This is a genomic window from Nostoc sp. UIC 10890, assembly GCF_054786515.1.
This window is the reverse complement of record NZ_JBSGKF010000001.1, coordinates 1,123,404-1,138,447: the sequence shown is the minus strand read 5'-3', so window position 1 is coordinate 1,138,447 and position 15,044 is coordinate 1,123,404. Positions and strand designations below refer to the sequence as shown.

Sequence of the window (15,044 nt, the reverse complement as noted above, 5' to 3'; positions counted from 1 at the left end):
CAGGGTAGATGTGTGAACTACCCCGCCGTAAGACGGACGGGGCTTCCCAATTCATCGGGAATAGCTTCCAGAACTTATTAGTACTAGAAAGTCTTACATTCCCTCCAAGGGCAGGAGTTCTGGTTCCCAAGACCCAAATTTTTCTCTTGCAACATATACCTATCAGCTTGGTTTTCGCTTGCGGCATTGATGGTCAAGACATTAGATATCTTACCAGAAAATTTTGGGGATTCGTCATACATCAAGAAGAGAGTTTTTACTGATGTTTTAAATCAATTCCAGATGTAATCCTTATCCCCCGCTCACAATCCCCACAGAGATGGGTACATTGAAGGTGGGGACTTCCGCGATACGTTAAAGAGTGTCGCGCTTTGCCAGATATTGATACGTCTGCCAACGTGCATCAACCTCAGCTTGGGCTTGTTCTAACAGGTGCTTGGCAATATCAGGTTTGCTCTTGGTGAGCATTTTAAAGCGATTTTCTTGATACATCGAATGTTCTACCGATTGCGTAGGCGATCGCATATCCAATTGCAATGGATTTTTACCCTGGTTAAGCAACTCTGGATTATGCCGATACAGCAACCAACGTCCTGATTCTACCAGAGTTTTTTGATGATTCATCCCTGTGGTCATGTTGATGCCGTGGGCGATGCAATGACTGTAAGCAATAATTATTGATGGGCCATCATAAGCTTCTGCTTCCAGAAATGCTTTCAGGGTATGTTCATCTCTAGCGCCAAGGGCTACACTCGCTACGTAGACATTTCCGTAGGTCATGGCAATCATCCCTAAGTCTTTCTTCGGCGCTGGTTTACCACTAGCGGCATATTTAGCAACTGCGGCTTTTGGCGTAGCTTTGGAAGATTGACCGCCTGTGTTGGAATATACTTCTGTATCCATCACTAAGATGTTGACATTCCGACCGCTAGCAATTACGTGATCGATACCGCCAAAGTCAATATCATAAGCCCAACCATCACCGCCAACAATCCAGACGCTTTTTCTCACCAAATAGTCTGCAAGAGATTTGAGATTTTGGATTTTGGATTTTAGATTAGGATCGAGAGTTACGATTTCATCTAACCTCTGCTGCAACAGTTCTATTCTTTCGCGCTGTTCCCAAATATCAGCTTCAGATTTTTGTTCAGCTTTGAGGATGGAAGAAACAAGGTTTTCATCTATTTCACTCCCCAATTTTTGCAACAATTCCGCCGCAAACTCGGCTTGTTTGTCGAGGGAGAGGCGGAAGCCAAAACCGAATTCGGCGTTATCTTCAAATAGATTATTAGACCACGCCGGGCCGCGTCCTTGGGCATTGGTTGTCCAAGGAGTGGTGGGTAGATTACCACCATAGATTGAGGAACAACCTGTAGCATTGGCGATGACAGCGCGATCGCCAAACAGTTGTGTTAATAATTTTAAATAAGGTGTTTCACCACAACCTGCACAAGCACCAGAGAATTCAAATAATGGTTCTTGCAGTTGTTGCTGGCGAATCTGGTTGACTTTTAGCGATCGCCTATCAGGATTAGGTAAACTCAAAAAGAAATCCCAGTTTTTTCGCTCTTGTTCCCGCAATGGTAACTGCTGCGCCATGTTAATTGCTTTCAGCGATGGCTCAGATTTATTTTTAGCAGGGCAAATATTTACACAAATCGTACATCCTGTGCAGTCTTCTGGTGCTACCTGAATGGTAAATTTTTGATTGGCAAAGTCTTTATCCTTTGCACCAGTTGATTTAAAGGTTTCTGGTGCATTGACTAACTCATCTGCTTGATAAGCCTTGGCTCGGATGGCGCTATGGGGACAAACCATGACGCACTTCCCACATTGTACGCACACATCCGGCTCCCACACAGGTATCTCTTCGGCAACGTTACGTTTTTCCCACTTGGCAGTACCTACGGGGAAAGTGCCATCAACTGGTAGTGTGCTAACAGGTAAATCATCACCTTCCCACACCATGATTTTGCCCAGAACTTCTTGTACAAATTTGGGAGCGGAGTCTAGCAATTTTGGATTTTGGATTTTGGATTTTGGATTGTTGATTGTTTGGGGGATATTTACTTTATGCAAGTTGTCTAGGGTGTTGTCTACAGCTTGTAGGTTCATGCGGACAACTTCTACGCCTTTTTTACCGTAGGTTTTATCAATTGCTTGTTTGATTTTAGCGATCGCTTCTTCTTGTGGCAAGACTCCCGCTAAGGCAAAGAAGCATACTTGCATAATGGTGTTAATTCTCCCACCCATGCCACTTTCACGGGCAACTTGGCTGGCATTAATTACGTATAACTTCAAATGCTTATCAATAATTTGTTGCTGCACCTTCAACGGCAGATTTTCCCAGACGCTATCTGCATTGTATGGACTATTCAGCAGCAAAGTTGCCCCAGGAATAGCAGCCTTCAAAATATCTATGCGTTCTAGAAATCCCCAATGATGACAACCAATAAAGTTGGCTTGGTCAATTAGGTAAGTGGAGCGAATTGGCTCTTTCCCGAAGCGGAGGTGAGAGACAGTCATTGAGCCAGATTTCTTGGAATCAAAGACAAAGTAGCCTTGGGCGTAATTATCGGTTTCTTCACCAATAATTTTGATGGAGTTTTTGTTAGCGCCAACAGTACCATCAGCGCCCAATCCATAAAACATTGCCCGAACAACATTATCCGATTCTGTAGAAAATTTGGGGTCAAATTTTAGAGAAGTATGACTAACGTCATCATTAATCCCAATCGTAAAATGATTCTTCGGTTTAGCTTCGGCAAGATTATCAAAAATCCCCTTCACCATCGCCGGCGTAAATTCCTTAGAAGAAAGACCATAACGACCACCAATGATTTTAGGCAGAGGGGAAAGAGGTAATTTTTCATTCTCTCCATGCCCAATGCCCAATGCCCCATGCCCCATGCCCCATACTTCATGAATAGCAGCCACAACATCTAAATACAAAGGCTCACCGGCGCTACCTGCTTCTTTGGTGCGATCGAGAACTGCGATCGCCTTTACACTAGTTGGTAATACTGCAACAAACCTTTGGACATCAAAGGGGCGGTAAAGTCGCACTTTCACTACACCAAGTTTTTCACCACGAGCGTTCAGGTAATCTACTGTTTCATGGACGGTTTCACAACCTGAACCCATGAGAACGATAACGCGCGAGGCATCGTTAGCGCCGTAATATTCATAGATTTTATAATGTCTTCCCGTGCGTTCTCCAAATTCATCCATGATCCGCTGGACAATATCTGGACAAGCGTTGTAATAAAGGTTCGCGCCTTCCCTTCCTTGGAAGTAGACATCGGGATTTTGGGCAGTCCCCCGTAATACGGGACGATCTGGGGTCAACGCACGGCTGCGGTGGGCAAGTATTAAGTTATCGTGGATTAGCGATCGCAAATCATCATCTGAAAGTAATTTAACTTTCTGCACTTCATGGGAGGTGCGGAAGCCGTCAAAGAAATGCATAAAGGAGACTCGCGTCTCTAGGGTAGCAGCATGAGCGATGAGAGCAAAGTCTTGACTTTCCTGCACTGAAGCGGAACACAGCAGGGCAAAACCAGTAGCACGAGCTGCCATCACATCGCTATGGTCGCCAAAAATAGATAAAGCGTGAGTAGCCAAAGAACGGGCTGCAACGTGAACTACGGCGCTAGTCAACTCACCAGCAATTTTGTAGAAGTTGGGTATCATCAACAATAATCCCTGAGATGCCGTGAAGGTGGTACTCAGGGAACCTGTTTGCAATGCCCCATGTACAGCACCAGCCGCTCCTCCTTCACTCTGCATCTGCACAACGCTGGGAATAGTACCCCAGAGGTTAGGACGACTTTCGGCTGACCAAGCATCTGCCCATTCACCCATTGCTGAAGAGGGGGTGATGGGATAAATGGCAATCACTTCATTTAGTTTGTAAGCAACACGGGCGACAGCTTCATTTCCATCGATGGTTGCAAAGGTTTTGTTCATAATTGGATTTTTGTCCCCGTCTCTCAGTGTTAATAGTAAGAGCAGAATTCAGGATTCAGAATTCAGGAGTCAGAATGGGCTAAACGCCCCGCTATCGCTAACAGGATTCAGAATAGTCAAAGAATTAGGAAAAAATTTTATACATAAATGTACTAACAATGCTGCATTCCTTTTAAAATATGACTTCTGACTTCTGGGTGCTGAATTCTTACTAAGAATTTATCAATGACTTTCGGCTCTTTAATTAACTTTAAATAAATGCTTCATATATTAGTATCTCATCCGAAATACTGCGTCTATTAATATGTATTAATAATGTACTCAATAGCTAAAGCTCTTATTAGATAAAGCTTTCAGTTAATTGATTATTTTTTGTGGGGTATGGGGTCGGGCTTTTATCTCGTTTTCATCCCCGTTAGGGGAAGTGGTTATGTAAAGCCATATGACTGGAGTTGTGAATTTCAAGGCACTTTAGTTTACATCCCCGTTAGGGGAAGTGGTTATGTAAAGGCAACAGACAAAATTGTTGCAGCGCAAGTAGCAGCTCAGTTTACATCCCCGTTAGGGGAAGTGGTTATGTAAAGGAGCGTCGGTTGTGGCAAATACTCAGCATATTAAACGTTTACATCCCCGTTAGGGGAAGTGGTTATGTAAAGTTAGCACTGGAGAAAACCAAGATGATGCAATTAGAGTTTACATCCCCGTTAGGGGAAGTGGTTATGTAAAGGTTGTTTCAACTACTGCTGGATTAGGCACTGTTAGTTTACATCCCCGTTAGGGGAAGTGGTTATGTAAAGTCTATGACGTTTTGGCAAAAAATTTCATATACAACAAGTTTACATCCCCGTTAGGGGAAGTGGTTATGTAAAGCTATTAATGGAGTTCGAGTCGAATCTGATAAGAATTGTTTACATCCCCGTTAGGGGAAGTGGTTATGTAAAGTTAATATCAGGAGTTGAAAGTGTAAGAATAGCGTTTACATCCCCGTTAGGGGAAGTGGTTATGTAAAGCAGGAAACCCCCTTGACTTTAATGGGGATAATAAGTTTACATCCCCGTTAGGGGAAGTGGTTATGTAAAGGTAACTGCGAGTGCAGTTCCAGAGGCAACACCAGTAATAATAGCGTTTACATCCCCGTTAGGGGAAGTGGTTATGTAAAGAAACAAGTCAAAAACTCAGTATCCGAACGAACCTTTGACGTTTACATCCCCGTTAGGGGAAGTGGTTATGTAAAGTTTAGCAAATGCGACCACTGCACTTTCCACTGAGAAAAGTTTACATCCCCGTTAGGGGAAGTGGTTATGTAAAGTCAGAAAGAAAAATCATGACTACTGATCCTAATAAGAGTTTACATCCCCGTTAGGGGAAGTGGTTATGTAAAGAGTTACCTTTTGGAAACCTTACCAGGAGCGGGTTTGAAACCCCCTAATCGACACACCTTTTTTCATTGTCAATAAAATGGTGCTTATTGACAAAAAAGTTGTGATTTTGTCGGCTGAAACCCTTGCTACAAGAGTAATCGACACACCTCAACGAGATTATGCGGTTTTCAAGGATCGGGGGAGGTGTGTAGATGAACTTCAACACACTCAATAGAGTGTAAAATATCTTACTTAAGATTGTCAAGCTGTTCAGCCTTGGTTTTCAATGTTTAGTTCATCGCTTCAAATCCTTGATATTCAATGATCTTCAATCCATAAGCAAGTAGAGACAGCAGTAAGCGGTTGCAAAATTATTGCTGAATGAATTGAAGGCGATCGGCTCAACGATATACCAAAATGAATGCGTGAATTACCGAAATGAGAAAGCAATCAAGCATTTTGAGAAAGCAATATGCCTTTTTGCTTGCTGAATCTACCGAAATGAGAAAGCATTTAAGCTTTTTGATAAAGCAATATGCCTTTTTACTTGCTGAATCCACTGAAATGAGAAAGCATTTAAGCTTTTTGATTAAGCAATCAGGCATTTTGAGAAAGCAATTAGGTATTTTGCTGATTAAATTCGACTTTATCTTTACTTTTACTTTATAAATGACTTCTTATACCAATTCAATTAATGATTGCAACACATCCTTAGGTAAAGACGCGATGAATCGCGTCTCTACAAATGGTCTATTTGTTGCATTCTTTTTTCAAATTGGTATTAGATGCTGCTATTAAAATCAACGTAATCAAGTGCTGATGTTTGTTAGAGGTTGAATGAACAAGTGTTTCGCTGTGATTTTAGGCACTAACTGATCCCCCCTAGCCCCCCTTAAAAAGGCTACGGTGTACACACAAGTCGAAAAAAGCTTGATTTTCCATTCTTCTCTCGTTTATCTCGTTTACCTCGTTTTTATCTCGTTCCCATGTTCTACATGGGAATGCTCTTCGTGGAGGCTCTGCCTCCAATCTGGCATTGAGTCAGAGACTCAATGAATGCATTCCCAGTCGGAGACTGGGAACGAGGAAAGTCTTATCAAGCTAGGTTTTTAGGACTTGTGTGTACACCGTAGCCTTTTTAAGGGGGGAACTATAATCAAAGTCCCCCAATTTATCGGGGGATTTAGGGGGATCTAAAATTTTTGATGCCGACAAGAGGACTTTTCAAACATTCTCTAAGATTCAAGCTTAAAACCAAAGGCGATCGCTCAAAGACATCTGGAGTAAGCACAGTTTTCAGGCTTATCAGCTTTTCCATATAATACAATACAGTTGACCCATGAAATATGACCCGTAAACCTCACGATCAGTTCGCCAAGCAGTTTTTAGAGGAGCTACTATCACCCTTGGGCAAGGTAGAAGCCAATAAAGAAGTAGTTGATGAGACTCGGCAAGTAGATGTTTTGTTTTCACCAGCACCTACATCTCAAGCGCAAGCGCAAAATCTAGGACTACTAGGAAGAATTGCTTTGCAGAGTACAGCCTTGCTAGAACCATACCGCAATCAACCCAGTAAGACAGAGGTACGAAACTGCCTTCTAAAGCTGTTCACTGTAATTGCAGATTCGCAACGCAAAGCCAAAAGAGAAGATACAAGTTTACCAGAGAGTGATTTAGCTAGGTTATGGGTTTTAGCACCTTCGGCCTCCCCGGCATTGCTAGAGAGTTTTGGCGCTAAACTAGAGCTAGAAAACTGGATGAGAGGGGTATATTTTCTACCTTTATCTTTTAGAACGGCGATACTAGCGATTAACGAGTTACCTGTGACTCTAGACACGCTGTGGTTTAGGCTTCTCGGCAGGGGAACTGTTCAACAGCAAGCAGTGAGAGAACTAGTTGCCCTTCCACCAGAGAACCTTGTACGCCGTAATGTTCTAGAAATAATTTACAGATGGCGTATCAGTGTAATGATCCAGCAAGACTTAACTGAAGACGATCAGGAACTAATTATGAATTTAACAGAAGCTTATCAAGAAGCAAGAGCGCAAGCTGTACAAGAAGGAGTACAGCAAGGAGTACAACAAGGAGTACAACAAGGAGTACAGCAAGGACAACGTTTAGTTGTGGAAAATTTGTTGAGATACAGATTTGGTTCTGTGGACGAGGAACTGTCAAGAGTCATCGATAGTTTGTTGCAGTTATCACCAGAGGAATTTACACCTTTGTGTTTGCAATTATCTCGTGAAGAATTGTTGGTAAGGTTTAGCTAATAATCTGTCATTAGTCATTAGTCATTAGTCATTAGTCATTGGTCATTAGTCATTAGTCATTAGTCATTAGACTTCTTGCATGAGTCGGGAAAAGGGAAGGGGAAAAAGTTCTGTATTGCCCCCTTCCCCTTTAACCTTTACCCTTTTCCCCCTCTTGCAAAAAGCACTTTTGCAAGAGGTCTATTAGTCATTAGTCATTGGTCATTGGTAAGGGTTTTAAGGCTGTTTATGTTTCGTAACATAATTTGGTTTATTCCTGCCGACTTACTTAAGTAAGTTGACAAACTACGAATTGATATTATTTACTTGTAGTGTAGATTCTGTGCTATCAGTCTTCAACTGACCATCTTCCATATAAATGATGCGATCGGCAATATCAAGGATGCGGTTATCGTGGGTAACTAGCAAAATCGTACAACCTTGTTCTTTAGCTAGCTTCTGCATGATTTCCACGACATCGCGCCCAGATTTCTTGTCAAGTGCAGCAGTGGGTTCATCTGCTAAGACAATTTTAGGATGACTGACTAAAGCACGAGCGATCGCAACCCGTTGTTTTTGCCCTCCAGATAGTTTCTCTGGGTAATAATTTACACGATCTGCTAAACCGACAGTTTCCAAAATAGCGATCGCTTTGGCGTTAATATCCTGATTGAGAAAATCGTCATGCAACTCTAAGGACATCCGCACATTTTCTCTAGCTGTCAAAAAAGTCATCAAGTTATGAGCCTGGAAAATATAGCCAATCTGACGGCGCAGCTTAGTTAACTGCTGCTTTTTCGCACCACAAATTTCCTCTCCTAAGATTTTAAGGCTACCTTCTTGGGCAGAACGCAATCCACCCATTAAGGTTAACAAGGTGGTTTTCCCCGAACCAGAGGGGCCAGTCATGATAACGATTTCCCCAGCGTTAATCTCTAAATTAATGTCGAATAATACTTGTTTGCGAAGCCCACCTTCACCAAAGTAATGGTTGAGTTTACTAACAGAAATTACAGATTCTAAAGTAGAAAGTGTTGAATTTGAATTTTCTGGTAAAGATTTTTGCAACATAATATTTTATCGGGCATTAGGTATAGGAAAATAATTCTTGTAGAGACGCGATTCATCGCGTCTTCTTCTCCACAAACACGATCAATCGCATCTAAAAAACTAAAAAACATCGGCAGGGTCAGCAGATCGTAACTTCCGCATTGCGATCGCACCAGAGACACTACACATAATCACGGTCAAAATCCAAACCTGTATTGCCCGTTCCATTTTCATAAAAATAGGAAGCATCGTCGCAGCGTATGTGACTTGATACAACCCAAAAGAAAGGAAGAATCCAGGCAGAAAACCTAAAACAGCTAATAACAATGCTTCTTGAATTAAAACTCCCAAGAGATAGTTATCGGTATATCCCATTGCTTTCAGGGTGGCGTATTCTGGCAAGTGGTCAGAAACATCAGAATAAAGGATTTGGTAAACAATCACGATACCAACGATAAACCCGACTGCTGTACCCAAACCGAAAATAAAACCAATGCCAGTACCTTCTTCCCAGTAAGTCCTCTCCACTTTGGCAAATTCCTCTGGAGTCAAGACTCTAACATCTTTAGGTAATCCATTCACAAGTTGCGATCGCACTTTTTCTACATCGGCATCTGTTTGAAGTGTAATTAAACCAACTTCGATGCGATCGGGTTTACGTTCTGGGAATAGCTGGAGAAAAGTAGAGTCACTGGTGATCACATTACCATCGGCAGCAAAGGAAGCACCATCAGTAAACAAGCCTTTAACAAAAACGGCTTTGCTATTTAATTCTGTGTCAAATTTGCCTGTTTTTTTAAAGATATCACCAACTGCCCCGTATTCTGGACGACCTGCCTGGTCAAAAATAACTTGATACAACTGTTTCAGGTCATCCTGATTTTGGTTAATTTCGGGCGATTTGAATGCGGGTTGTACCGGATCAACACCCCAAACCAAAATGGCACGCTCAAGACGTGTTTCGGGATTTCGCCACTGTCCGGTGCTGATATAGACAGAATTAACTGACTGAACACCTTCATAACCTAATGCTTGATACAGTCGTTCTCTAGAAAAGTTTTTTACCGAAAATAAAGTTTGAAATTGGGGATTAATTAAAATCAAATCTGCCTGTAAATTGCGATGAGGTTTCACAGCAGCATCAAAAAGCGCACTTTCAAATCCCAACTGGATAAACATCAGCATATCGGCAAAAGTAATACCTGCGACTGCAACAGCCAGACGGGTTTTTTCCTTCATTAACTGCCGCCATGCTAACGGCGTTTTGCGAAATAGTTTAGAAAACATATTAAAAAAAAACCTTAATAACTCAGTGTTTCAGTTTGCTGTTCAAGCTGGCGCTGTCGCATTAACAAAAATAAGGGAAGACCTAAAGACACACCAACCAAAAGATTACAGGCAATGTAAACCCAGAGATTTTGCATTTTCAGACGTGTTCCCTCCCAAAATACAAATGTCCATAAAACTAGCGATGAAACAATAACATCCATACCAAAAAAGCCAGAAATTTTGTTGGCAAAGAGTTGTTCAAAAAACAGATTTATATCAAGACCATGCTCTAAGACAAATGGAATCAATTGGGAGTAAGGTAGAACGAAGCCAAGTATACAAAGCAAAAGGTATATGACTTTAATCATGATTGAATTCCCCCTATAAAAAATGCTGGAATACACAAGACAACAAACAACAACTCTATATAGGACTCCTATTTAATTTTTGAACAAGACTCAGTACGGATCTATGCTTTCTTTCCTATTTCCTATTCCCTATTTCCTATTCCCTATTCCCTATTCCCTGTTCCCTACCCTCCTATATTTCAATCGCTGTTTGTACCTGTAAGTTAGTGAAACCTGCAACTCGCTTGCTGTCTTCAGGATTGAGGCGAATTTTCACCTCAACTACTCGGCTATCAAGATTCTCCCCTGGCTGGTTGCTGAAAACGTTTTGTCTATTCACCTGCAAGCCAATTTGAGCAACGGTTCCTCGCAGTTCACTGGCAAATGCCTGACTGCTAATCACTGCCTGTTGTCCTAATTTCACTTTACCGATATCGGTTTGATAAACTTCTGCTACTGCCATCATCTGGTCTGTTTGCGCTAAGTCTGCAATACCAGAAGTACTAATTTTTTCTCCGACTCGCGTATGAATTTTGATGATTTGTCCCGCCATCGGTGCTTTGATGTAAGCACCAGCCAACTCGGTTTGGGCGTGTTTGAGTGTGGCGATCGCATTTTCAACTTCTGTCTGGGCTGCTGCTACATCTACGGGTCGCACTTCTGCAATACTGGTAAGTGTGGCTTTGGCTTCACTAACTTGTTTGCTACCAGTGGCGTTAGTGCGGGCTAGTGCTGCTTTAGCTTCAGATAATTGTTTGGTAGCAGTGGTATTAATCCGGTTGAGAACTGCTTTGGCTTCGTCTACTTGCTGTTTGGCGGTTTCTACAGTCAAGCCTTTGCTGTCATATAAAGAATTAGAAACTGCACCTTGAGAATATAACTGCTGATAACGTTGATATTCGGCTTCAGCATTTTTGAGTTCTGCCTCTAGCTTCTTAATGGTTGCTTCTTGGGCGATTCTGTCTCCTTCCCACTGTGCCTCTATGCGGAATATCGCTTCCTGTTGCGCTGTTTTGTCACCTTGGGATTGCGCCTGGAGGCGTTCAACACTGGCTTGCTGGGCGTTAATTTCTCCTACTTTTGCTCCAGCTTGCACTTGAGCGAGTTTGGCTTGAGCAACTCTAACTTGTTGTTGCGCTTGTAGTACAGCAGTTTGTAAGCGATCGCGGGCATCTAAAATTGCTACCATCTGCCCAGCTTGAACGCGATCGCCTTCTTTGACTAAAATTTTGGCAATGCGATCGCCATCCAATGCCAAGGGTGCAAACAAGCTAATTACCTCTGCTTCCGGTTCTAGTCGTCCTAATGCAGCCACTTTTTGACTTTTAGGCGTGGTTTCTACTGGCTCAGATTTCTCAGCTTGACTAACTAGCCCAAACTGAGAAATCCCATAAACAACAATTCCACCTGTAATAGCAGTAGCGGCAATTACTAATGCAACTAACCATTTATTGGAAGCCTTTTTTGATAGCTTTTGAACCATCTTTTTTACTCTCCTAAAAAATCATTTTATCTACATCAAATGAGCCGATAATGGTAGCAACTAACTCCCAAATCCTAACTCCTAACTCCTAACTCCTACCCCATGTTGCGGCAAATATGCCGTGAGCATTTTGCCTAATAGCGCACATTGTTCCATAAAATCAATTGTTTCATCACCCCATAACTTCTCCAGAATTAAACCATTCACAAAGCTCAATACAAAGGAAGCCAATACTGGATCTTGAATACCTACAAAATCGCAGGCAGCCTGCTGATAACGCTGATTGTTCCGCTTAAAAACACTATTATTCAACATGTCTTTAGAGTCTTGATGTTGACAAAAATCAATCCATATATAAGTCCACTTAATAAAGTAATCTTCATTTTTTACTAGATATCTTCCTAGTGCTTCCATTCCTTCTTGCAGGGTTTGCGCTCCTTCCAATTCAGCCAATGCTGCACTTAAATCTTGCTCACATATTTCTTGGGCCAATTGCTCAAATAAAGCTTGTTTGCTAGGAAAATAGTGGTACAACGTACCAGTAGAAACCCTTAATCCTTCGGCAATTTGGCGCATAGTAATGGAACCATAGCCTTTTTGGGCAAATAAATCAAAGCACTTGTCGAGCAGTTCTTTACGGTATTGCTCATGGTCAACAATCTTAGGCATGACTCAGGTTTTATCTCGAACGCTCGTTATATATAAAACTAGCATCTTTTAGTATTGATATAGAATATTTCAAGGAAATAAAGCTTTACTTTCTTTAGTTAATTGATTTAAATCGAACACGCGTTATATTTTAACCTAGTTTTGCGCTAGATGTAATACCCGTTAATTTTCATCTTTGCCACTTAGTACAAAACTATAGTTCGATTTCGGAAAAAACCCCGTATATATTTGTAGTTCAGCCTTGGCGAAGTCTTCTTCTTCTGCCAGAAAGATTACTGAAAGGTGGTATAAACTGTAGCTTTGTTTCTTTGGGGTTAAGGATGGAAATCATCACTAAAGCTTAAAAAGTATCAAAACTTCTTCTGTAATATATGTAATATAATAATTTGTGTATTTTTCATTAGGTACAACTTATGCCTTATCGAAGAAAATTTTTAACAAGAGCGGGATACACAACCCTTTCTGCCCTATTGACTATGGGGTTTTTACAGAAGGATAAGCAAAAAGAAGACCAGAGTACCAATGAAATTGCAGCAAATTATCCAAATGTAAATTCTCCTCTTCGGCAATTAGCTGCGGCCAAAGGAAAGCGTTATGGTGCAGCAATTTCTAGTGAATTTTTGCAAACAGAGAAGGATTACGCTAGCCTGATTGCTCGTGAATGTTCGATTGTGACACCGAATGGTGAATTGAAATGGAACGCTACAGAACCACAGCCAGGAAAATTTACTTTTGAATCAGCAGATGCGATCGCTAACTTCTGCGAAAAGCATAATATAGAAATGCACGGGCATACCCTTTTTTGGCACATGGGAAGACCAGACTGGCTTCCTTACCCCCCTACACTGAAGATGATCGAACGCCATGTTAAAGGAGTCATGGGGCATTATCGTAAGAGCAAGGTTTTAAAGTCTTGGGATATTGCCAATGAAATTATTGCTGATAATGAAAATGAAGCCGACAATGCTACCTACGGTTTGCGTAAAGGGGTAAAACGAGAATTGATTCGAGACTTGTTTTTAATTGCTGCTTCAGTTGATAGCAGCAAGAAATTTTACCTAAACGATTTTGGCATCGAAGGCGCTACATGGAAATCAGACCGATTCTTAAAAATGATCGAATATCTGAAGAATAGTGACGTTAAAATTGATGGCGCAGGCATCCAGTCGCATCTATGGTTTTCTACTGCCTATGCTTTTGATGAGAAAGGATTTAATTCCGTCTTAAAACGGCTTAATGATCTTGAAGTTAAACCAATAATTACAGAATTAGATATTATTATTGATACCCCATTACCTGATAGTATCAAAAAACTAGACCAGATGGTAGCCGACAGTTACAAGCGATATCTTGATCTGTGCTTTGCTGCTAAAGTTGATACTGTCATTACATGGGGGATTACCGACCGTCATACCTGGATACGTCATCCCGACTGGATGCCAGGAAAAACCTTTAGAGACAATCCAAGTCTCTGGAAATTTCTGCGTCCACTTCCCTTTGATGAGAACCTGCAACCTAAACCTGCCCGCAATGCTATTGCCAAGGCTTTTAGCAGTTAACTTATACTCCACCCAAGCGAAAATAGCTTTTTTTAAATATTATTCTAAGCGAAGTATGTGGCGATGTTCTTCGCTACTCACAAACATGAAAATTGAATAAGATGCACTGACTAATTAATGATTAAGCCTTATTACAGTATTTCATAAATTCTGGATGAATTGAGCGACTCACTGGTAAGGCTTTGAGAGGCTCGTTCACGCGGTAAACTTGTGAAATCTTGTACTTAGAAATAGCAGCATTTTATTTTTTTTTTGTTGACTTGAGATACCCCAAATTTCTCGTAAAAATAATGTGCCAACAAACCAAGGCTCAAGTAAGTAACGTCTCCAAAGTCTTTTAGGTTCAGACAACAAACGATATAACCATTCCAATCCCACTCTTCCCATCCAGCGAGGAGGAGTAGGTACTACTCCTGCTACATAGTCCATACAGGCTCCACTAGTCAAAATAGTGTTGGTATGAATATGTTCAAGATTTTCAGAAATCCAATGCTCTTGCCGTGGCATACCCATCCCTACCATTAATATATGGGGTTTATAAGCATTAATTGCAGCCAGAGTAGCGAGATTTTCTTGACTATCTTTATCCATATCAATATAGCCATGAGCGCAAGCAATCTGTAAACCAGGAAATTTATGGCACAAAATACTTACTCCTTTTTCAGCAACTCCTGGCTTTGAACCTAAATAGAATATACGCCAGCCTTTATTAGCAGCTTCCGCCATCAGAGACCATACCCAGTCAGCATAGGTTACTCTTTGTTCTCGTTTAATTGGAAAACCTAATAGCTTTCCAATTAACACTAGAGGCATACCATCAATATGGGTATATTCTGCCTTGGCATAAAAAGCTTGCATTTTTGGATCATTATGGAAGAGATAAAGACTATGCAAGTTGTGATTAGCAATAATCCATTTCTTGTTCTTATCAATAGATTCTTCAATCAATAAATTTAAGTCGAGCATAGAGAGTGCATCGACTTTAGCACCCAGAAGTTTATAAGAGAATCGATTTTTCATGTCTTGTTTTTATGATCAGTATTAGATGTTATCTCATGATAGAAGGGAATATTTTCAAATTAGTTTTT

At 41.2% G+C, this 15,044-nt stretch carries 10 protein-coding genes and 1 CRISPR repeat array; of the genes, 3 read left to right on the top strand and 7 right to left on the bottom strand.

The window, feature by feature from the left end:
• Positions 1-354: 354 nt before the first annotated feature.
• Positions 355-3,969 carry a pyruvate:ferredoxin (flavodoxin) oxidoreductase gene (gene nifJ / locus ACWATR_RS04460; protein ID WP_460329883.1) on the bottom strand — a complete coding sequence of 1,205 codons (3,615 nt, stop codon included), beginning with the start codon at positions 3,967-3,969 and terminating at the stop codon, positions 355-357.
• Between the two features lie 402 nt (positions 3,970-4,371).
• Positions 4,372-5,351: a CRISPR direct-repeat array (repeat unit 36 nt; unit sequence GTTTACATCCCCGTTAGGGGAAGTGGTTATGTAAAG).
• 417 nt (positions 5,352-5,768) lie between these two features.
• Between nifJ and ACWATR_RS04455 the strand changes: the two genes are divergently transcribed.
• Together ACWATR_RS04455 and ACWATR_RS04450 are read left to right on the top strand one after the other, a co-directional pair.
• On the top strand, positions 5,769-5,999 hold the full coding sequence (locus ACWATR_RS04455) for a hypothetical protein (protein WP_460329881.1): 231 nt from the start codon (positions 5,769-5,771) through the stop codon (positions 5,997-5,999).
• 677 nt (positions 6,000-6,676) lie between these two features.
• A complete protein-coding gene (locus tag ACWATR_RS04450) occupies positions 6,677-7,600 on the top strand; it encodes a hypothetical protein (RefSeq protein ID WP_460329879.1) in 924 nt (307 codons plus the stop codon).
• Between the two features lie 285 nt (positions 7,601-7,885).
• On the opposite strand, the gene ACWATR_RS04445 is transcribed toward ACWATR_RS04450, so the two are convergent.
• The 5 genes from ACWATR_RS04445 to ACWATR_RS04425 form a co-directional block, all read right to left on the bottom strand.
• A complete protein-coding gene (locus ACWATR_RS04445) occupies positions 7,886-8,650 on the bottom strand; it encodes a DevA family ABC transporter ATP-binding protein (RefSeq protein WP_460329877.1) in 765 nt (254 codons plus the stop codon).
• Between the two features lie 99 nt (positions 8,651-8,749).
• Entirely contained in the window at positions 8,750-9,916 is a 1,167-nt protein-coding gene (gene devC, locus ACWATR_RS04440) for an ABC transporter permease DevC (RefSeq protein ID WP_460329875.1), read from the bottom strand.
• 14 nt (positions 9,917-9,930) lie between these two features.
• Complete coding sequence (locus ACWATR_RS04435; protein WP_460329873.1) at positions 9,931-10,266, bottom strand: DUF2834 domain-containing protein; 336 nt, start codon at positions 10,264-10,266, stop codon at positions 9,931-9,933.
• 172 nt (positions 10,267-10,438) lie between these two features.
• Positions 10,439-11,728: an ABC exporter membrane fusion protein gene (locus ACWATR_RS04430; protein WP_460329871.1), complete on the bottom strand. Its 1,290-nt coding sequence runs from the start codon at positions 11,726-11,728 to the stop codon at positions 10,439-10,441.
• 81 nt (positions 11,729-11,809) lie between these two features.
• Positions 11,810-12,397, bottom strand: coding sequence for a TetR/AcrR family transcriptional regulator (locus ACWATR_RS04425; protein ID WP_460329869.1), 588 nt, complete (start codon positions 12,395-12,397; stop codon positions 11,810-11,812).
• Between the two features lie 413 nt (positions 12,398-12,810).
• Here ACWATR_RS04425 and ACWATR_RS04420 point away from each other — a divergent pair, with 413 nt between their 5' ends.
• Complete coding sequence (locus ACWATR_RS04420; RefSeq protein ID WP_460329867.1) at positions 12,811-13,956, top strand: endo-1,4-beta-xylanase; 1,146 nt, start codon at positions 12,811-12,813, stop codon at positions 13,954-13,956.
• 195 nt (positions 13,957-14,151) lie between these two features.
• Here the strand turns inward: ACWATR_RS04420 and ACWATR_RS04415 are convergent, their stop codons facing one another.
• Complete coding sequence (locus ACWATR_RS04415; RefSeq protein ID WP_460329865.1) at positions 14,152-14,976, bottom strand: WecB/TagA/CpsF family glycosyltransferase; 825 nt, start codon at positions 14,974-14,976, stop codon at positions 14,152-14,154.
• Positions 14,977-15,044: the final 68 nt, after the last annotated feature.

Coding starts and splice junctions, on each gene's coding strand:
- ACWATR_RS04425 (WP_460329869.1), bottom strand. CDS start 12,397: ATGCCTAAGATTGTTGACCATGAGCAATACCGTAAAGAACTGCTCGAC.
- nifJ (WP_460329883.1), bottom strand. CDS start 3,969: ATGAACAAAACCTTTGCAACCATCGATGGAAATGAAGCTGTCGCCCGT.
- ACWATR_RS04435 (WP_460329873.1), bottom strand. CDS start 10,266: ATGATTAAAGTCATATACCTTTTGCTTTGTATACTTGGCTTCGTTCTA.
- ACWATR_RS04415 (WP_460329865.1), bottom strand. CDS start 14,976: ATGAAAAATCGATTCTCTTATAAACTTCTGGGTGCTAAAGTCGATGCA.
- ACWATR_RS04420 (WP_460329867.1), top strand. CDS start 12,811: ATGCCTTATCGAAGAAAATTTTTAACAAGAGCGGGATACACAACCCTT.
- devC (WP_460329875.1), bottom strand. CDS start 9,916: ATGTTTTCTAAACTATTTCGCAAAACGCCGTTAGCATGGCGGCAGTTA.
- ACWATR_RS04450 (WP_460329879.1), top strand. CDS start 6,677: ATGACCCGTAAACCTCACGATCAGTTCGCCAAGCAGTTTTTAGAGGAG.
- ACWATR_RS04445 (WP_460329877.1), bottom strand. CDS start 8,650: ATGTTGCAAAAATCTTTACCAGAAAATTCAAATTCAACACTTTCTACT.
- ACWATR_RS04430 (WP_460329871.1), bottom strand. CDS start 11,728: ATGGTTCAAAAGCTATCAAAAAAGGCTTCCAATAAATGGTTAGTTGCA.
- ACWATR_RS04455 (WP_460329881.1), top strand. CDS start 5,769: ATGAGAAAGCAATCAAGCATTTTGAGAAAGCAATATGCCTTTTTGCTT.